The sequence below is a fragment of the Kosmotoga pacifica genome, assembly GCF_001027025.1.
GTDB classification, from domain to species: Bacteria; Thermotogota; Thermotogae; order Petrotogales; family Kosmotogaceae; genus Kosmotoga_B; species Kosmotoga_B pacifica.
In genome coordinates this window covers 85,426-104,169 of record NZ_CP011232.1, presented here as the reverse complement: position 1 = coordinate 104,169, position 18,744 = coordinate 85,426, and the positions used below count along the sequence as shown (strand labels likewise).

Here is an 18,744-nt window from a genome sequence, read left to right as displayed (position 1 = left end):
TAGTAGTATCGTTTCTATTTGCGTCTCACAAAGGGAAAATATGTGATTTAACTAAATTTAATTTCTGCACCTCTTGAAGAGCTCGCTTTTCGATGCTATAATCTTTTTGCCGGTGCTGAGAAGCTCTGGCAAGGGGACCCGCTAGCTCAGCAGGCAGAGCACTTGACTTTTAATCAAGGGGCCGAGGGTTCGAATCCCTCGCGGGTCACCAGCGAGAGTGGCGGAACTGGCAGACGCGCTGGACTTAGAATCCAGTGAGTTTGAAAGCTCGTGAGGGTTCAAGTCCCTCCTCTCGCACCAAGACGTCACTCTTGTAATATAATTCCGTAAGCAGGCGGAAGTAGCTCAGCGGTAGAGCACCTGCTTGCCAAGCAGGGGGTCGCGGGTTCGAATCCCGTCTTCCGCTCCAAAAAATAAGCGCCTCAAACGAGGCGCTTTTCTTTTGTGATAAAAAAAGAGGGGGGAGCCCCCTCTTCATAATATATCGTGATTATTCCGCTCCACCGTTGAATGTTGCGAAGGCATTCTGAATATTGCTCGTGACGTCCATCGATTTATAGAATGACAATGGGAACAGGTCTCCAGATACGGCATAATAGAATGTGTAGTTGTGGGATTCAGGAGCCAGATCGGCGTTCAGGGGTACAGCAATATAGCCGGAGGCGTTCATGATACTACCACTCGTCTGATAAGAGGGCGTTATATAATTCGTATCCTTGTCTACAAAACTGAGTGTACCGCTTGTAAGCAAAGCACCTCTATAAGGTTCATCTTCGTAACTAGCTACCCAGCTGTCTATGTTCTGATATACGGTTATGTTGGCCGAATTCAGGAACTTCGATAGGTCAATTGTACCTGTTGAATCAATAGAGACTGCTACGTTAAAGAGTCCCCAATTTGTATTTGCACCGCTGAATGGGTCGGCTATGTTGTTCTGATAAAAATCGGAAGAAGCTACGGCTGTTACACTGAGTGTAGGTGAGGCAAAATCGGTAATAGCAAGCGTGATGGTTGCAACATCCGTCCCTGTATCTGGAACTGTATGACCGGTTTCGTAACCAAGGAATTCAGGGATTCCGTTAGCGTTGTAAAAAATGGAATAGAAATCATATTTGAAGCCTCTCACAAGGGAAATGTTCGTGGCCAATGAAATATCTGCACCGGAACCAGCAGTATAGCTGATCGGTCCCACGGTCTTCAGAGGAGTTGTTTCGCCTTCCTGCGTAATTATAAAATACGCTGCATACGTTCCAGAACCTTCACCGCCATTTTCACCTGGAAGAATCAATGAACCAAAATCGCTCTCACCAGGTAGCTGAGCTACCAGTGACACATTCGCCTGTGTGGGATCTTTCAGACCCTCTTTATTCAAATCCCATTCAGTAGGCCCACATGCCACGAGCAAAAGTACCAGAAAGACTAATGGAATTAATAGCTTTTTCATCACAACACCTCCCGCTACGATACTTATTTTAATTTTAGCATTTAGCCGTAATTTGACAAAATCTATTATATGAATCTAACGCCCAATTACCACTCTCCATAGAACGAAGCGCCCCACATGAATTCTATATCGATATTATTATCCGTGATCGTGTTATCCAAATTAGCGCCGACCCCGGCGGAGAATTTCATGTTTCCTGCCCTGAATTCCAATCCTCCGCCAACCACACGGTCGAAATTCTGCCAATTCAGGTCAACGTTATAACTGAAACCGCCGCGAATTAAAAGCCCAGGTAAAAGCTGCAATTCAGTTGAGATACCTGCGTATCTGACATTCATACCGCTTCGGGTGCCCACTTCAATGCCAATGTGTAGTAAATCGAACACGAATCTGAGCCCGACTAGGATGTCCAGTCTCTCCGCGATGGCGCTTGAACCACTGCTCCATAGTAAAGCATTTTCAAAAGCCGCAACGTATTCAAGGTAAGGCAAGGTTATCCCTGTTACACCTGCGCTGAGAGACAGCCAATATGTATTAACTGGGGGACTGGTGATGTTTTCGACTTCGAGCTTTATCTTAACCCCGAAGTTTGTCGCAGGATTCAAGCCTGAGGACACGAGATAACTGAGAGCACGATAGTCGCCTATCAACCCGATATCAAAGGTATATTCCAGAAGACCGGCCATTCCACCATCAGAGGGATCAAATAGTGCCAGGTGTAGCTCTCTTTCATATGTTGTGGAACCGCTTCTGCGGTATTCCAGGACCTGTGGAGAAAAACCATGGTTCATGATCCCGAAGAGATCTGATGGGCTTCCATAACCGGCCCAGTACCCCCTGGCGAGGGCCTGATTTCCCCCGGTCTGGACGAGAAACGGATCGAAAGCGAACAATGTTACTACAATCATCAAAATCATTAACACTGCTGCGGTTCTCTTCATGAGACCACCTCTTTTATTTATGATTCCGATATGAGAGCTTCTTTGATCAGGCCCCTATTGTAGCACTCTTCTTTGAATTCTTTGAAGCTATCTGTCGCGAGTGCCTCTCGTATCCTTTCGGTAAACTTCAGCAGAAAGTGTATATTGTGATAACTTACAAGTATTTTCCCAAGCATTTCGTCCCTTGAAAAGAGGTGCTGGATATACCCTCGCGAATAGGTTTGACAGACCCTGCACCGGCACTCCTCATCAATGGGGTCTTTGCTGTATTTGAATTTGGCTGCTTTCAAATTTATCTTACCGTTCCATGTAAGTGCAGTACCGTGGCGCCCAATCCTCGTAGGTAGTACACAATCGAACATATCTATTCCATTTTCGACCGCGGTAACTATCAGATCTGGACTTCCAATGCCCATGAGATAACGGGGCTTATCCTCCGGTAAGAGATCTACTGTGTATTCGAGAATTTCTTTTGTTACCTGAAAAGGCTCTCCTACACTCAGTCCCCCGATTGCAAACCCGTCGAAATCCATCGAGGTTATTTCTGCGGCACTTTTTTTCCTGAGATCCTTATAAAACGCTCCCTGAACTATTCCAAAAAGGGCTTGAGATCGATCATGATATGATATGCACCGCTTTGCCCATTCTGTGGTACGTGTGACGGATTCTTCAGCATATTCTCGAGACATCCCTGGTGCAACACACTCATCGAAAGCCATAGCGATGTCCGAACCCAGTGTCATCTGAATTTCCATCGATAACTCAGGGGTCATCATGATTTTTGAGCCATCGATTGGAGATCTGAACAACACACCTTCATCTGTGACTTTTTTATCTTTTATGCTGAATACCTGAAAGCCACCACTATCAGTGAGTATTGGCTTTTCCCAGTTCATGAATGCGTGGAGTCCACCGAACTCACGCATTACCTCAAGACCAGGCTTGAGATAGAGATGAAACGCATTACCAAGGATAATCTGAGCACCCATTTCTTCAAGTTGATGCTGCCAGATCCCCTTAACTGTTGCGTTCGTACCAACTGGCATGAAGATGGGAGTATCAATCACCCCGCGCCGGGTCTGCAGTTTTCCCAATCGGGCGCGGGAGTATCTGTCTTTGTTGAGAAGTTTGTATTCAACCATTTCTTTTCGCGATCACATCCAGAATTCTTTCGTAGGAACCCTTTATCTGGCTTTCTATGTGACCCATTTCCTCCTTTACCCATTCAGAGTATTTTTCATCATTAAGACTTTTCATGTTTATCATGACATTTGCCTTCGCTACATAGTATACTGCGTAGAGAAGATGAGCTGCACTTTCAATATCAGAAATGGCATTCAGATTTCCCCATTTTGCGATCCTTTCCAGATTGACGATTATGTTCTTAGCACGCCTGGCAAGGTCAAATGGAACTTCGATGGCAGTCTTCAATGCCTGCTGAATTTTAACTTTCCTTGCTGCCTTCTCTTCTTCGGTGTTTTTGGGTAGCTTATAAGCTGTCATGACTTGATCAAAGGCCTGAACGTCTTTATTGACGAGATCACAAAGATACGTCATCTCGTTTTCACAGACCTCAAGAGCTGATTCCATATGATCTGAAACATCTTCATAACCTCTTTTACCGATAGTCAGATTGGCTACCATAGCTCCAAGAGAAGCGGCAAGAGAAGCTACGACACACCCTACAGCACCACCACCTGGCGTGGGTGATTTTTCGGCAACACGTTTAAGAAAGTCTTTCACACTCAGAGTGCATAAGTCCATAAGATCATCCCCCTTATCCAAATTTATTCGCTAATTATTTTTATTCCTGAGCTCGTACCTATTCTGTCGGCTCCTGCCCTAATCATTGCAAGAGCTATTTCTTTTGTTCGGACTCCACCCGATGCCTTTACTTTCATGCCTTCTCCAACAACGAATTTCATCAGTGAAACGTCTTCCACAGTGGCTCCAGATTTGCTGAATCCGGTCGAGGTCTTAACGAATTGCGCTCCGGCTTCTTTCGCGAGAACACACGCCGCTACTTTTTCTTCCTCTGTCAGAAGCGCTGTTTCTATGATAACCTTAACTATCTTTCCCTGTGAGGCGTCTACCACAGCTTTGATGTCGTTATAGACTTCGTCGAATAGCCCGGCTTTCAAAAGTCCAACGTTGATGACCATGTCGAACTCATCTACACCCTGTTGAAGGCACCAGCGGGTTTCGAAAACTTTGACTTCGGTGGACACTGACCCGAGCGGAAAGCCTATTACAACTGCTCTTTTCACCTCGGTGCCTTCAAGGATTTTATTCACCAGAGGCAAAAAGGAGCTGTTGACACAGACGCTGTAAAAAGAATTCTCAATGGCCTCTTTGCAGAGCTGTTCTATCATCTGAGGGGTGGCTTCTGGCTTTAGAAGAGTGTGATCTATATACTTAGCGAGCTCAATATTCTCAGGAATTTCCCTTTCCTTGAAGGTGTACACATTTCTGAATCTTTCAATTTCACCAGCAATTTTTTCTTTTAAACTCATTTTAATCATCCTTTCTATTTAATCAATCTAAATTTATGTATACCGTGGATTCATACCAATGAATGTGACTCCACAAACATTGTTTTAGTTTCTTCATTAATGAAGCTGATATTATCAAAGCCCGAGTTCTTCTGAAATAGTCTGCATGGCCTTTAAAGAAAGGGCCAGAAATTCATCGAGTGATAGTCCGAGGTCTTCACAGCTCGACATTTTTTCACGACTTGCTCCCCTGGCAAAGCTTTTTTCCTTAAAGCGGTTTTTTAGAAAATCAACAGTGAGGTCCTTTAATTTCGTTCCTTTCCTTATGAGCACAGCGGCTACTATAAAACCAGTGACCGGATCAGCTGCATAGATTGCCTTTTCCATTAGAGTTTCACGGTCTTTCTTCTCGCAATGGGCGAGAATGGCATTCCTGACGTCTTCTGGTACATCGTATTCCTTAAGCATCTCCGCAGTCATGAGGCCATGCTTCTCAGGAGAGTCGAAAGTGTATTCGTAGTCCAGATCATGAAGAAGACCGGCAATTCCCCAGCGTTCCTCATCTTCTCCAAATTTTCTGGCAAGCTCTCTCATCACCGCTTCAGTAGCAAGCATATGTTTTAGAATGTTCTTCTTCTTAACATTTTTCTTTATAAGCTCCAGGGATTTCTCGCGCGAAATCATGTTGCACCTCCGAAATACTGAATATTTTTGATGCACTGAAACTGTAATATTTTCCTTTGCCTATTATAACGTGATCAAGGAGCTTAATCCCAACAATTTTACCAGCGTCTGTGAGTTTTTCAGTTATTTTTATATCCTCGCTACTCGGTGTTGGATCTCCCGAAGGGTGGTTGTGCACAACAATAATAGCAGCTGCTGCTTTCCTGATGGCTGATTTAAATACCTCTCTGGGATGCAACAAAGAACTGTCAATGGTTCCAACGCTCACAGTCTCGTACCCGGAGAGATTCAATTTGCTGTCCAGGCTGATAACCCGCACGGACTCTTCTTCCAGCAGTGTCATGTCGTGACAAAGATAATAGACACTTTCTGGATCTCTCAAAGCCCTCTTTTCGACAGAAGCAATCTCTTTGAATATCCGGTTTCCTATTTCGAGAGCTGCTTTCAGTGTTACCGCTTTCGCAAAACCAATACCTCTTATAGAAGAAAGTTCTGAAAGGTCCGTTGCCAGCAACCTTGTAAGGGAACCATATCTGTTCAGAAGGTTCTGGCTTAACTTTATTACATCCATCTCGTTGAACCCAGTTCGAAGCAAAATAGCAATGAGTTCGGAACTGCTGAGTGCTTCTGGCCCAAACTCTGCCAGCTTTTCTCGAGGCATGTTGCCATGCGCTTTCAAAGTTCGTACCCCCTATCCCTGAGTTCCTGCCATATTCTACCGATGGGAAGGCCCATCACGTTATAAAAATCTCCTATTATGCTTTCAACGAAGAGAGCTCCATAATCCTGAATTCCATAAGCACCTGCTTTGTCCATAGGTATCCCCGTTGCTATGTACTTATGTATAGTAACGTCATCAAGTTCTCTGAATTTTACTTTTGTTATCTCAACAAAAGAGAATTCTTCATTCTTAGTCACGATACCCACACCCGTGTAAACTTCATGTAAAACACCTGAAAGTCTTTTCAGATGCCTATAAGCTTCATAAGTATCCTTAGGTTTGAGAAGGATTTCTCCTTTGAGAACCACGACAGTATCTGCGCCTATAATCACTTTTTCATCAATTTTAGTGATCTTTGAAAGGACACTTTTCGCCTTTTTAGTGGCTACTTTTTTAAGGTCCTCCGTTAAAGAAATGGGCGAAAGATCTTCGTCCACATCATTTGGTGGAATTACAGAAAATGGTACCCCAAATAATTTTATCAGCTCCCGCCTTCGGGGTGAAGTTGAAGCCAGTATTATTTCCATCGCCAGTGAAAATCACCAACCCTTTCCAACACTTTGAAAGCAATATATGCGTTTATCAAGGCGGATAGACTTCCAGTTAACGCAAAATATGGGTACAGGCCGAGTAATCCTGGTTCCCTGACTACATAAAATGCGGCAATCGAAAGCTGTATGAGATTATTGACAGCCGCTCCAGCAACGCTGATTCCTGCCAATCCAAATATCTTTGCTCTGCTCATAAGCCACATAAGAGCTGCGGAACTCGATACACCAAATAATCCCATTAAAAAACCCGGTGTCGCTATCTTTCCTGAAACAAGGCTTCCAAGTACGTTTTTCCCGGCTGACAAAATCAGGATATCAGTAAAGGAAGCTCCTGGCAGAGAAATCAGGAGCACCATATTAGAAAATCCCCACCGTCCACCGGGAACAGGTACAGGGAAGGGAATAAGGTTTTCAAGAAAATATATTGCTGCGCCGAGAGATATGAGAATAGCGAGTCTGGCAACTTTTCTGGTGTCCTTCATCTGGTTATCGCATCCATTTCTTCATCAGAAGTTGTACCAACTATCTTTATTATGATCTTATTCGGTAAACACACAATAGGTATTTCCGGCGATGAAACCCAACCTTGCTTTACACAGAGCTTTTCCGGGCAGTCTGATTCTTTTACTCTAATCTTTCCATTGAATACTTCTACTACCATGTGATCTGCAACATTATACGTAGCATCTTTTGATATATCTATCTTCATGTAGGCTTTTCCATCAACATAGATATCAGCTTCGGTAGCTATATACGATACTCTGGTGAACATCACCAATATAATACCTACAAGCAGGGCAAACAGTATCATGTCGCCCCTGGTAATGAACTTCATTTGTTTAAATACACCTCAAAACCTGCATTCTTAAACACTGTCAGATCCTTTTTCACAAGGAAAGCCAGGGCACCAAATCTCGGAAAGAAAGTAACGCCCGGAGAGTCACCGAGCACGAAAGCAGCTGTGGCGTACGCGTCAGCCAGCATAGCACTTTTGTGGATAACCGTGGAACTTATTACGCCATTGTCAGCAGGATAGCCCGTTTCGGGGTCGAAGATATGATGGTACCGTACCCCATCAACTTCAAAGAATCTCTCGTAATCACCGGACGTAGCTATTGCGCCATCGTACATGTAGACGTAATCTATCACTTTGTCTGCATCCTCACTCCGTGGGTGTCTGATGCCAATCACCCACGGTCTGCTTCCAAATTTAGGACCTATTATGCCTATGTCACCCCCGGCATCGATGAACCCTGTCGCACTTTCATCAATAGATTTTATTTTTTTTATCGCCATATCTACAGCGTAGCCCTTTGCAATACCCGAAAGATCTATTTGTGCGCCATTTAAAAGCCTTACCCTTTTGCCTTCCGGTGATAGCTCGATATTCTCATACCCGATACTCATTAATGCTTCCTCTATTTCGTCACTCGAGGGAACTCGTTTTTCGGCATTTATGTCATCGAATCCCCACAGTCTTATGATCGGGTATAACGTGGGGTCAAAAGCACCCCCGGTATTTTTTGCCACATCAATGGCACTTTTCAATAAAAATGCAGTCTCTTGATCGATTTCGACCCATTCTCCCGCCGAGGAGTTCAGCTCACCGATTATTCCATTGTTGTTGCCAAACTTTTTGTCAATTCTCTTTATTTCCTTAAATGCGGCATTCGCAAGAAGTACAGGAGATGTATTGTCACCATTCACTCTCACTGTTACATAGGTTCCAAGTAAGTACTCCGTTTTTGTGTAATACTCCTGTTTGTTGTTGGTGATGAACGTCCAGACGATGAGAAAAATTGCCAGCAATGTGAGAACCGTATATAAAAAGACAGAACTGCTTAGAGGATTACGGGGATTTCTTTGCCGCATTTGGAGCACCTACCTTCTTCATCCAGGTTTTCGATTTTCGTGTTGTATCCGCTCCTCTCAATGAGGAGTGCTCCACAGGAAGGACAGTAGGTGTTGCATTCCTTTGTGGTGAGGATATTGCCAAGGTAGACGTAGTTGAGTTGTTCGCGCGCTATTTCCCATAATTGCTTAAGTTTTTCGGGAGGAGATGGTGGCTTGTCGTATTTGTAAGCTGGATAATATCGTGTGATATGAAGGGGAATATCGGTTGACAGAGACGCGATCCATTTCACCTCTTCTTTCATGTCTTCAGGTGAGTCGTTTTCTTCCGGTATGATTAATGTCGTGAGTTCAACATGCACTCCCGCTTCTAGGGCCTTTTCAATAGTCTTGAGGATGTATGTTTTTTCTCCTCCAAGTTTTTTGTACAATTCTGGATTCCAGCCCTTGAGATCGATATTCATGGCATTCACGGATTGTACCAATAATCCGAGTGGTTCTTTTTCGATATAACCGTTGGTCACAAGTACGATTTCAATACCCCCCCGGATAGCGTTTCTGGCTGTATCCAGGATGAATTCAAAGTATACAGTCGGCTCGTTATATGTAAAAGCCAGTCCGAAGGAGCCCCTGCTCTTTACGATCTCTATCAGCTGATCTGGAATAACACGATTTATTATTCCTGGCCTACGCTTTGAAATCTCCCAGTTCTGGCAAAAATCACAGTGGAGATTACATCCCCATGAACCAACGGAAAGTATTTCTGAACCGGGGTGATAGTGATATAAAGGCTTTTTCTCGATAGGATCCATCGCTATCGAGGTTAATTCTCCGTAATTTAAGGAATACAGCATTCCTTTGATGTTTTTTCTGGCTTTGCAAATACCTGTTTGTCCGGGTTTGATTATGCATTTGTTGGGACAGAGTAAACACTGCAAAACATCATCTTCCAGCTCATCGAAGTATATGGCTGGTTTCATTGGATCACCTCTAAATCAGCTCAGTAGTACCTGGTGGCTGTGAACCTGAAGAGCCTGTAGTCTTCAGTTGGGGAGATACCAGCCTTCATCAAGACTATCCGGAGTTGCTTCTCAACAGTATCGACTTCCGCGAGATCAGGAAGCAAGACACCTCTTCTCCAATCTTTTTCTACTATTACACCATACTTTTTAGGATCAAGACCTTCCACTGAACATTCCTGCGGCTCGCCCAGCACATCCACAGAAATCACGATGTCATCGAATTCTTCTTGAGAGAGCGGTGGGAATCTCGGATCTCGGGTCGCGGCAGCGATGGCGTTGTCACGGATTTCTTCAGCAAGTGTATCCTTTGCTGGAAGTATAGTCCCGATACACCCACGAAGTTTCCCACCTTTTTTATGGAGGGTGACAAAACACCCGGCTCTTTTTGTTATCAACTCCGATGGAAGGTCTTCAGGAATCTCCGGATAAACTCCCCGTATGATGAAAGACTCCAGAACCACCCAGGCCCAATTTACATAGGGAGAATTCCCTTTCATATAATCACTATCCAAAGAATATTTGTGCCAGCTTATAGTAGTCAAAAGGCACATATTTCTTCGTCGCTATTGCGTATTCGAGGGGTATCGATATGATTTCATTCCCCTTCAGTGCTACCATTCGACCAAAATCCTTGTCGAGGACGAGTTTCATCGCATGTACCCCGTATCTTGTACCGAGTATTCTGTCAAATGCAGTTGGGGTTCCACCTCTCAAAAGATGCCCAAGTACCACGGAACGAGTATCGTATCCGGTACGCTCTTTGATAATTTCGGCCATATAGTGTGCAATCCCACCGAGTCTTATGTGTCCAAAAGCGTCTATTTCACTCTTATCTCCAACAACATTTTCCAATTCAGTAGGTTTGAAGCCTTCAGCAACGGCTACAATCATATATCCTTTATTTTCCATTCTTTCTTTCACATAGTTAACGATTTCATCGATGGTCATGGGGTACTCAGGTATCAGTATGAGGTGAGCTCCTGCGGCAAGCCCAGCTTCTATTGTTATCCAACCTGCCTCTCTCCCCATGAGTTCGACGAAGATAACCCTCCCATGAGATTTGGCTGTGGAATGCAATCTATCAATGGCATCGGCTCCAACATTCACCGCGGTATGATAACCAAAGGTGAAGTCAGTATTGGAAACATCGTTATCTATCGTTTTTGGCACTCCTACAACGTTATAGCCCATTGAAGAAAGTTTAGCTGCCACAGAAAGGGTGTCATCTCCCCCGATGGCTATTACCGCATCGAGTCCAATCTTTTTCACGTTTTCTTCGAGTTTTTGACTCATTTCTTCGCTTTTGAAAGGATTAGTTCTGGATGTCCCCAGAATAGTACCGCCGATAATATGTATACCTTCAACATCATCATCCGTTAGAGTAATATACTCTAGATCTACAAGCCCCTTCCAGCCATGCATTATCCCAAGAATTTCCACATCGTCTGGAGCTGACTTGACAATTCCTCTTATAACGGCGTTTAAACCAGGGCAATCTCCACCACCTGTCAAGATCCCAATCCTCATTTCCATACCTCCCATTTTTCAGCCTGCTATGCATTATAATTATAACATGAGTTGATATAGCTCATAAAAGGAGGAATAGAATGAAACTCACAAAAGATGAGGTATTGAAGACAATTTCTTCAACAAAATATACCCCTGCTACTCTTACAGAACTGGCAAAAAAAATGAAGATCAGGGACAAGAAAGACAGGAAGGTTCTGCGTGCCATATTGAAGGAACTCACAGAGGGTGGGAAAATCATAAAAGATTCCCGTGGCAGGTATCTGATTCCCGGTGAAAATATATCGACAGGCCACATTCAATTCTCACGAAAAGGGCTTGGAGCGATAGTCTATTCTGACGAAAGTGAGCAAATTTATATCGGTGCCGAGGATACAGGCTTCGCCCTTGATGGAGATAGAGTATTGGTTGAAAAACACGGCAAATTTCGTGATCTTCCACGCGGAAAGGTCATAAAGGTGTTGAAACGAAAACGCGAAAAGATTGTTGGTACCTTTGTTACCAGAGGCCTTTTTGCCTTCGTGATACCGGATGACCCGAGGATAAAATATGATTTCTACGTTCCACCGGAGAACTTCAACAACGCAAAACCTGATGAGAAAGTCGTTGTCAGAATAACGCGATATCCTGCAAGAGGCAGAAATCCGGAAGGAATCATTGAGAAAGTTCTGGGGACAGCAGATGACCCGGCGGTTGATCTCCCCTCAGTGATCTTTAAGCACGAATTACCTGAACCTGGTTGGTTTCCAGATGAAGTTATTGAAGAAGCCAGAAAAGTCTCGCGTGAACCTAGTAGTGGAGAGAAACGAAAAAGAAAAGACTTCACAAAGGATAAAATTTTCACCATCGATGGCGAGGACGCCAAGGATTTTGATGATGCTATAGGCATCAGGAAGCTCCCCAATGGAAATTTCCTTCTGGGAGTGCATATTGCAGATGTCTCCCATTATGTGAAGGAAGGTTCGAAATTAGATAAGGAAGCTTATGAACGTGGCACTTCAGTTTACCTACTGGATACTGTCATTCCCATGCTTCCCTTTGAACTTTCAAACAATATTTGTTCTTTGAGGGAGGGTATGGATAGACTCACGCTTTCGCTGGAAATGGAAATCACTCCAAAAGGAAAACTTGTCAACTATGAAATCAATGAGGGAGTTATACATTCTGTAAGACGATTAACATACAATGAAGTCAATCACTTTCTACAAGGTAATGGTGATTCCGAACTACATAGAAAGCTCGATGTTTTGAAAGACGAACTCTTAATGGCACGTGAACTGGCAAAAATACTACGTGACTGGCGTAAAAAAAGGGGTTCAGTGATGGATATATCCTCCAGAGAAGCCAAAATATTGACTGACAATAATGGAAGAGTGATAGACATAATCCCCCAGGAACGGGGTGAATCGGAGGTAATGATCGAAGAATTCATGATCAGAGCAAACGAGACGATTGCGGAGATCTTTGCAGCTCAAGGTCTTCCTTTCGTTTACAGAATCCATGAAGAACCGGATTCAGATGCTCTGCTTCAGCTGAAAAATTACCTTGAAGCTATAGGACTTGAGGTAAAAATTCCTAGAAACGTTCATCCCAAAGTTCTCCAGCAAATACTCGAAAAAACGAAGAATCACCCGCTTCATTTATCGATTGAAAGAGTTGTTGTACGTTCGATGAAAAGAGCGATCTACTCTGAACAGAACGTAGGGCACTTTGGCCTCGCCTCGGAAGCTTATACCCACTTCACTTCCCCCATCAGGCGCTATCCTGACCTCGTGGTGCACAGGTTGTTGAAGAGATTAATGAAAAAGAACACGTTTAGCATCGAGGAGATAGAAAGATACGAGGAAGTGCTTCCAAAAATAGCGGATCATTGTTCAAAGCGGGAAAGGATAGCAAACGAAGCGGAATGGGATCTTCTTGATATGAAGAAAGTTGAATACATGAGCTACCATATCGGAGAATATTTCAAAGCTGTCGTCACAGGAGTGACAAAATTCGGGTTGTTTGTCGAAATTCCTGAAAAGATGATTTCCGGTCTCGTACATATCTCTACCCTCGACGATTATTACGAATTCGATGAAAGGGCAAACATCCTGATCGGAAAACACAGAAAGAGGACCTTCAGAATCGGCGACGAGCTTACCGTTCAGGCAGTTAGAGCCGATAAAACGACTATGGAAGTGGACTTTGTTATTGTTGAGGAAGAAAAGAAAGAAATGAAAAGAAATAAACGTGTGAAAGCTTCAAAAAGAAAAAAGAGGCCCCGTTGATGGGCCCTCTTTATCGTTACAACGTGAGCTCCTGATCACATCATTTTTTTGCGAGGTTGTTGTACCGATTTACCAGACTGTCCTTAAAAAACGATAAACTGCCCGCAATATTACCTACTGAATGGTCATTGTGTTTTGCCTGCTTTTTGAGTCTCCCACATCATTCGCTCAAACCCAAAAAGAAGAGATAACAGAAGAAAACCTTCACTATTCACCCATTTCTTTCACCAAACAATTAATGTTAGCATATGAGTATTGTGGTATATTTAATTTAAGAAAAGGTCAAGTATTCTGTTCCCGTAGGAGGGGTATTTATGGAAGTCTACAGGATTATTCATAAAGGACAAGTGTACGATATTGATTTTCTGATTCCTTTTTCCATTGCCATTGTCGACCTCATCTATGATGGCGATCTCGGTGCAGCGCGTGAAGATCTTTCAGGGACAAGTCTTGAAAAGTCTCTGGATACGATTGGAAGGTTGAGTGAAAAATTCGAGTGTATCAATCCGAATCTGTACGCTCCGATAGGTCCGGAAGAATTCAAAGATTACCTTGATGAGGTCGGAGTTAACCTGAAAATGATGAAACAGGGTACTTTTGAAGGACTGCATGACCGAATCATGATGCTCGCAGATAGAGGCGAGTACGATGTTGCGCAAAAATTCCTGGATTTGATTTACCAGGAGGGCGTTGACAACGACGTGGTTGCTGAACTGAAGGGAACTTTTTACATAGAACAGGGTGAAATAGATAGGGGAATTGAATGGCTTAAAAAAGCGCTGGAGAAAAATCCATCACTTGTGTCAGCCTATTCCACTCTCGGGCAGACATATTTCAATCTCGGAAAATACGATGAAGCGATTAAGTGCTGGAAGAAAGAGCTGGAACTGGTGCCAAATCACATCGTTACGTATTTCATGCTCGCTGATGCTTATACCCTGGCTGGAAAAAGGGATGAGGCGGTTAATATACTCCAAAAACTCGTTGATAATGATGAGAACAACTTACTTGCAAAATATCAGCTAATGGAACTGTACGAAGAACTTAGTGAAACAGATAAAGCCCAGGAACTGGAAAAGCAAATACTAAATGCGAAGCCCGTTTATACCAACGACATCGAAATATGGGCAAGGGTTCAATTCAAGAACGGTAACTATGCGAAGGTAAAAGAGGTCGTTGAAAAATTCGTCAGTGAATCCCCTGGATTCGAGTATCTCAAAATTCTGCTTGTTATTCCTGAGATCAAACTGGGAAATGAAGATGCGGCAAAGAAAATCATGAGTGAATTTCTTGACGAGAAGATGTGGTATTATTACGGAAAGAAAGAACTCTTTGAGGAATTTCTAACTCCAGAGGAAAGGAAAGTCTGTGAGCTGATCAAATAGACTCTATGAATGGTGACTTAAAATGCCGATAGTTTTTTTTCTTTTCGGGCTGGTTTTTGGAAGCTTTTTCAATGCCCTTATTTATAGGTTACCGAGAAAAGAATACACCATAAACAGTCCACGCAGAAGTATATGTCCGGTCTGTAAACATGCACTTTCGTGGAAAGACAACATCCCTTTGTTTAGCTATATCCTGTTGAGGGGAAAATGTCGCTATTGCGGCGCAAAAATCTCGTTCAGGTACCCTCTTGTTGAAGTGCTTACGGCTCTTTCATTTGCAGTAAATGCCTCGCTCTTTCCTCTTCAACAGGCCATTGCTCTATCTATCCTGACATCTGGATTGATCATATCTTCTTTCATCGACCTTGAGCACTACCTGATTCCTGATACTGGTATTGTGCTTGTGGGAATAGGTGCAGGTTTGTACTCCTTTTTTTCCCACCAGTTTCCTGGCATACTCATCGAAGTCTTAATTGTTACAGGACTCATGGTAGCCTTTTTTGCCATTTCGAATGCGGTTAGAAAGGATTCTTTTGGTTTCGGCGATGTCGAATTGATTGCCGTTCTTTCGCTTTCCGTTGGCCTTCTTGGATCACTGTTCGTAATCCTCTTTGCATCGATCTCTGCTCTTCTTTCCTACGTCATATTGTCAGTCATAAAGAAAAAGGGATTCGATAAAAGGGCCATGATACCCTTTGGCCCCTTTATATCGTTGGGAGGCTATTTTACGCTGTTATTGATTGACCACATTAAAGTCCTGTATGGATTAAACTGACCCTTAACAGGAGGAGATAATCTGTTGAGAAGTGAGGTAGAAGACTTTCTACTGAACGCATCATTGAATACTTTTGACATTGATTCGTTTAAAAAACTTTATAGTATCTCTTCAAAAAAAGAAAGAGAATACCTCGATTCCTTCAAATTACTCGCTTCGGATAGATCAGAGTTTTCAGAAGAAGAATTAGAAGGCTTGAGGAAGCTTGCGGCTTTTATTGCCAAGCGCGGAAAAGTCTTAAAAGCCTACAATATCGCAAAAAAAATCATCAGTTTGATTAACGTCAATTCGACACAATCACTCAGGTTCAAACTTTTTTATATGATGCTCTGTTATGAACTTGGTAAAAAAGAGGAAGCAATGGAGTATGCAAGAGAATTACTAAATGAAAAACATATTCCTGAAGAACTAAAGTCAACGTATTATAATGCCCTTGGTCTTGTAGCTACCTATTACCCCATTGGGATTGATCCTGTATCAACCCTGAGAAAGGCGATGAATTATAATGACAATACTGGAAAATTACTCGCACCGTATAACTTGGCGGAATATTTTTATCATAAGGGAAATTTCGAAGAGTCGCTTAGAATAGTCCGTGAGATAAAACTGCTGGCTTCTGGCTATGCAAAAAGCATGTGTTTAATTATGGAGTTGAAATGTCTTCTTGTCCTTAACAAAATAGAAGAAGCTGAAAGAATTTCTCGTAAACTCGAACAATTAAATTCTGAAATGCCGCAGAGAATTGACATAGGTACGTCTTACGTATTTCTGGGCCATTTTTACAACAAAATCGGGAATAGTGCAAGAGCACATGACTATTTGGATAAGGTATACCAGCTTTTGCAGTATGAATATACTCCATATCTTTATGGCGAAGCCAGCGCGTTGAAAGCCGAGATCCTCAGCTCAGAAGACGAGCATTTTAAGGCTATTGAAGCTATTATAGATGCTTTTCAAATTTTGAGAAAGGAAAGATTTCTTTCTCCACATATTATGAAATGTCTTAGATCTGTTCTATCAGAGCTGCTGGAAGTCTTTTCAAAACTGATTGCTACACTCAGAAAAAAGGATGATTATACAGCAAGTCATACTCTGCGAGTATCTTATTTTGCCTACTTGTTGGCTAAACAAATGCGGTATACTACCCTTCAACTCTTTGATCTCATAGTGGGTGCTATGCTTCACGATTATGGAAAGGTAAAAATACCTGATGAAATACTGAACAAACCGGGGAAATTAACTGACGAAGAAATGAACATCATCAGGCTTCATCCCCAATACGGAATGGAATTTCTACAAGGTCTTAATTTTCCAGATATCGTTTTACATATAGTGTACATGCATCACGAACGTATAGATGGGAGAGGTTATCCGCAAGGGTTGAAAAACGGTGAAATCCCTGAAGTTGCTCAGATTGCCGCTATAGCAGATGTTTTCGACGCGTTGACGACCGATCGACCATATCGAAAAGCCCTAACTAAAAGGGAAGCTATCGATTTTCTGATTTCTACAAAAGGAAAGCTTGCGAATGAAGAACTCATGGACAATTTTATGAATGTGCTCGAACAACTAAAGCCAAGAAATTATAGCACCGCTTTCAGAGAGATCTGGAAAAAAACTGTTGATGATTTACTTACTGGAAATACAGAAGGATAAGAAAAGGGGCCAAAGGCCCCTTCAAATTAATCTTCTTCAGGATCGAGCCACATTCCAGGTGAATATTCAAAACTGGAGTCGAACATAACCCCGTATTCCCAATCATTAGCAGCGGGGTTGTAACTAACAGTGAGATGGGCAGCCATGTTACCTGCAAGAGGGTATATTACACCAATCAAGAACCTTGCATTTTCGTTGAAGAGAGCTTCTTCCCAATCACCAGCTAACAACTCGCTCACAGGGAACCTTGACTGGTAATAACCTGCTTCGGCGTAAAATTCTGGAACCCCGCCGAACCTGCCCAAATTGATTTCTGGTATTCTGATTCTAAGATATCCTCTCAATATTGGCGATGTAGGAACAGTATTGTAGCTATCTAAAGCCGCTTTGAAGAGTAACATATTGCCAATACTTATGTTTGCCTTAACAAACCAACCCATAGACGACTGGGTGGCATCGTTCAAAGATGGTAGTTGAATATCCGGGTCACCTTCCAGAGTCTTCAACTTTTTGTACTCATAGTCTGCATCGTAGTAACCAGGGATAAAGTTCTTTGAGTAATAAACGAGTCCACCTTTTATCCAGAGTAAGTCGAGAATGGAAAAACGTCCACCCACACCTGCACCGAATCCAATGGCATCGAAACTCGAAGTCGAAAGCAGTGCAGCTTCTGCAGAAGGTACTATCCTCACGAGTTTCCAGTTGACGATGGGCATATCGAGAGATAAAGTCATTCCATAAGCCGGGATGCCTGGAAGGGCGGTTAGTTCACTATTGCTTTCCCATAAGAAGGTCGCATCGAGGAGCATGTTCAACGGCAAATTTAAGAACACTCCGCCAAACCAGAGCGATGAGGTCTTAAGGGTGTTGAAGGGGTTTAGTGATGTGATTTCGAATGGAATATGGAAGCTGACTCCAGGCTGGAAAAGCGTTACCTTTCCATCAAAAGCCCAGGAGTTCGCTTTTCTGTAAGAATCGAGAAGCAAGCCGATTCCTCTGGAGTAATAATTCATAATGCCGTAGCGAACGTCAAACAACCTGTTGTGTACCCGTATTCCATAGATTGAAATCCCATTTATGAAATTCGTTGAGTCCTCGGTTTCAGGATTTGGTCTTCCAAAGTACATAGGACCACCGATTTCCGTTTGGTACATATTGAACCCAAAATCCAGATCAACACCCGGAACAATATCAGTTACTGGATAATGGAACATGTAGATGAAATAGTTTGAATCATCCATTTCCAGACTTCCGAATCGCAGCTCAGGTCCAAAGGCAAATATCATACCCACCAGCAAAAGAAGAACCGCGATAAAGATCCTTTTTCTCATACGCCCACCTCCTTTGAAAATGTTACCCAGTTTCATTATAAAGCTTTCATATTAAATTCGAATTAAAATCACAGACAGTACTCGAAATGAATGA

At 42.9% G+C, this 18,744-nt stretch carries 19 protein-coding genes and 3 tRNA genes; 7 read left to right on the top strand and 15 right to left on the bottom strand.

What is annotated here, in order from left to right; translation table 11 throughout:
* The first annotated feature begins 135 nt into the window (after positions 1–135).
* The 3 genes from IX53_RS00480 to IX53_RS00470 all read left to right on the top strand — a co-directional run bounded on the left by IX53_RS00480 (position 136) and on the right by IX53_RS00470 (position 409).
* Positions 136–211, top strand: a tRNA-Lys gene (locus IX53_RS00480).
* Positions 212–300, top strand: a tRNA-Leu gene (locus IX53_RS00475).
* Positions 301–334: 34 nt separating this feature from the next.
* Positions 335–409 (top strand) — tRNA-Gly (locus tag IX53_RS00470).
* An 81-nt stretch (positions 410–490) separates the two neighbouring features.
* Here IX53_RS00470 and IX53_RS00465 read toward each other — a convergent pair.
* From IX53_RS00465 to IX53_RS00400, 14 genes are all read right to left on the bottom strand, one after another.
* The gene (locus IX53_RS00465) at positions 491–1,444 is read right to left on the bottom strand and encodes a hypothetical protein (RefSeq protein ID WP_047753682.1); all 954 of its coding nucleotides are present in this window, start codon (positions 1,442–1,444) and stop codon (positions 491–493) included.
* Between the two features lie 86 nt (positions 1,445–1,530).
* Positions 1,531–2,385, bottom strand: a complete 855-nt coding sequence (locus tag IX53_RS00460) for a hypothetical protein (RefSeq protein ID WP_047753681.1) — start codon at positions 2,383–2,385, stop codon at positions 1,531–1,533.
* Positions 2,386–2,402: 17 nt separating this feature from the next.
* Positions 2,403–3,527 (bottom strand): tRNA guanosine(34) transglycosylase Tgt, encoded by a 1,125-nt coding sequence (tgt, locus tag IX53_RS00455; protein WP_047753680.1) that lies wholly within the window; start codon positions 3,525–3,527, stop codon positions 2,403–2,405.
* Positions 3,520–4,149 (bottom strand): cyclodeaminase/cyclohydrolase family protein, encoded by a 630-nt coding sequence (locus IX53_RS00450; RefSeq protein ID WP_047753679.1) that lies wholly within the window; start codon positions 4,147–4,149, stop codon positions 3,520–3,522. The genes tgt and IX53_RS00450 overlap by 8 nt, the downstream gene beginning before the upstream one ends.
* Before the next feature lie 23 nt (positions 4,150–4,172).
* Positions 4,173–4,907 carry a deoxyribose-phosphate aldolase gene (gene deoC, locus IX53_RS00445; RefSeq protein ID WP_047753678.1) on the bottom strand — a complete coding sequence of 245 codons (735 nt, stop codon included), beginning with the start codon at positions 4,905–4,907 and terminating at the stop codon, positions 4,173–4,175.
* A gap of 105 nt (positions 4,908–5,012) precedes the next feature.
* Positions 5,013–5,561, bottom strand: coding sequence for an HD domain-containing protein (locus IX53_RS00440; RefSeq protein ID WP_047753677.1), 549 nt, complete (start codon positions 5,559–5,561; stop codon positions 5,013–5,015).
* Positions 5,515–6,240: a RadC family protein gene (gene radC / locus IX53_RS00435; protein ID WP_245612730.1), complete on the bottom strand. Its 726-nt coding sequence runs from the start codon at positions 6,238–6,240 to the stop codon at positions 5,515–5,517. Before radC ends, IX53_RS00440 begins: the two co-directional genes overlap by 47 nt.
* Positions 6,237–6,809, bottom strand: coding sequence for a nucleoside triphosphate pyrophosphatase (locus tag IX53_RS00430; protein ID WP_047753676.1), 573 nt, complete (start codon positions 6,807–6,809; stop codon positions 6,237–6,239). The genes radC and IX53_RS00430 overlap by 4 nt, the downstream gene beginning before the upstream one ends.
* Complete coding sequence (locus IX53_RS00425; protein ID WP_047753675.1) at positions 6,800–7,315, bottom strand: Gx transporter family protein; 516 nt, start codon at positions 7,313–7,315, stop codon at positions 6,800–6,802. The genes IX53_RS00430 and IX53_RS00425 overlap by 10 nt, the downstream gene beginning before the upstream one ends.
* Positions 7,312–7,644 carry a NusG domain II-containing protein gene (locus tag IX53_RS00420; protein WP_169746170.1) on the bottom strand — a complete coding sequence of 111 codons (333 nt, stop codon included), beginning with the start codon at positions 7,642–7,644 and terminating at the stop codon, positions 7,312–7,314. The genes IX53_RS00425 and IX53_RS00420 overlap by 4 nt, the downstream gene beginning before the upstream one ends.
* Before the next feature lie 20 nt (positions 7,645–7,664).
* Positions 7,665–8,705, bottom strand: a complete 1,041-nt coding sequence (locus IX53_RS00415; protein ID WP_047753673.1) for an FAD:protein FMN transferase — start codon at positions 8,703–8,705, stop codon at positions 7,665–7,667.
* Positions 8,675–9,664 carry an AmmeMemoRadiSam system radical SAM enzyme gene (amrS, locus tag IX53_RS00410; RefSeq protein WP_047755315.1) on the bottom strand — a complete coding sequence of 330 codons (990 nt, stop codon included), beginning with the start codon at positions 9,662–9,664 and terminating at the stop codon, positions 8,675–8,677. Before amrS ends, IX53_RS00415 begins: the two co-directional genes overlap by 31 nt.
* Positions 9,665–9,684: 20 nt before the next feature.
* A complete protein-coding gene (gene amrA / locus IX53_RS00405) occupies positions 9,685–10,203 on the bottom strand; it encodes an AmmeMemoRadiSam system protein A (RefSeq protein WP_047753672.1) in 519 nt (172 codons plus the stop codon).
* A gap of 7 nt (positions 10,204–10,210) precedes the next feature.
* Complete coding sequence (locus IX53_RS00400; protein WP_047753671.1) at positions 10,211–11,233, bottom strand: 6-phosphofructokinase; 1,023 nt, start codon at positions 11,231–11,233, stop codon at positions 10,211–10,213.
* A gap of 80 nt (positions 11,234–11,313) precedes the next feature.
* Here IX53_RS00400 and rnr point away from each other — a divergent pair, with 80 nt between their 5' ends.
* From rnr to IX53_RS10375, 4 genes are all read left to right on the top strand, one after another.
* Positions 11,314–13,503, top strand: a complete 2,190-nt coding sequence (rnr, locus tag IX53_RS00395) for a ribonuclease R (protein WP_047753670.1) — start codon at positions 11,314–11,316, stop codon at positions 13,501–13,503.
* A 314-nt stretch (positions 13,504–13,817) separates the two neighbouring features.
* The gene (locus tag IX53_RS00390) at positions 13,818–14,888 is read left to right on the top strand and encodes a tetratricopeptide repeat protein (protein ID WP_047753669.1); all 1,071 of its coding nucleotides are present in this window, start codon (positions 13,818–13,820) and stop codon (positions 14,886–14,888) included.
* Between the two features lie 22 nt (positions 14,889–14,910).
* Positions 14,911–15,663 (top strand): prepilin peptidase, encoded by a 753-nt coding sequence (locus IX53_RS00385; protein WP_047753668.1) that lies wholly within the window; start codon positions 14,911–14,913, stop codon positions 15,661–15,663.
* A 24-nt stretch (positions 15,664–15,687) separates the two neighbouring features.
* Positions 15,688–17,319 carry an HD-GYP domain-containing protein gene (locus IX53_RS10375; RefSeq protein ID WP_053001070.1) on the top strand — a complete coding sequence of 544 codons (1,632 nt, stop codon included), beginning with the start codon at positions 15,688–15,690 and terminating at the stop codon, positions 17,317–17,319.
* A gap of 26 nt (positions 17,320–17,345) precedes the next feature.
* On the opposite strand, the gene IX53_RS00375 is transcribed toward IX53_RS10375, so the two are convergent.
* On the bottom strand, positions 17,346–18,650 hold the full coding sequence (locus tag IX53_RS00375) for a hypothetical protein (RefSeq protein ID WP_047753667.1): 1,305 nt from the start codon (positions 18,648–18,650) through the stop codon (positions 17,346–17,348).
* Between the last annotated feature and the right edge of the window lie 94 nt (positions 18,651–18,744).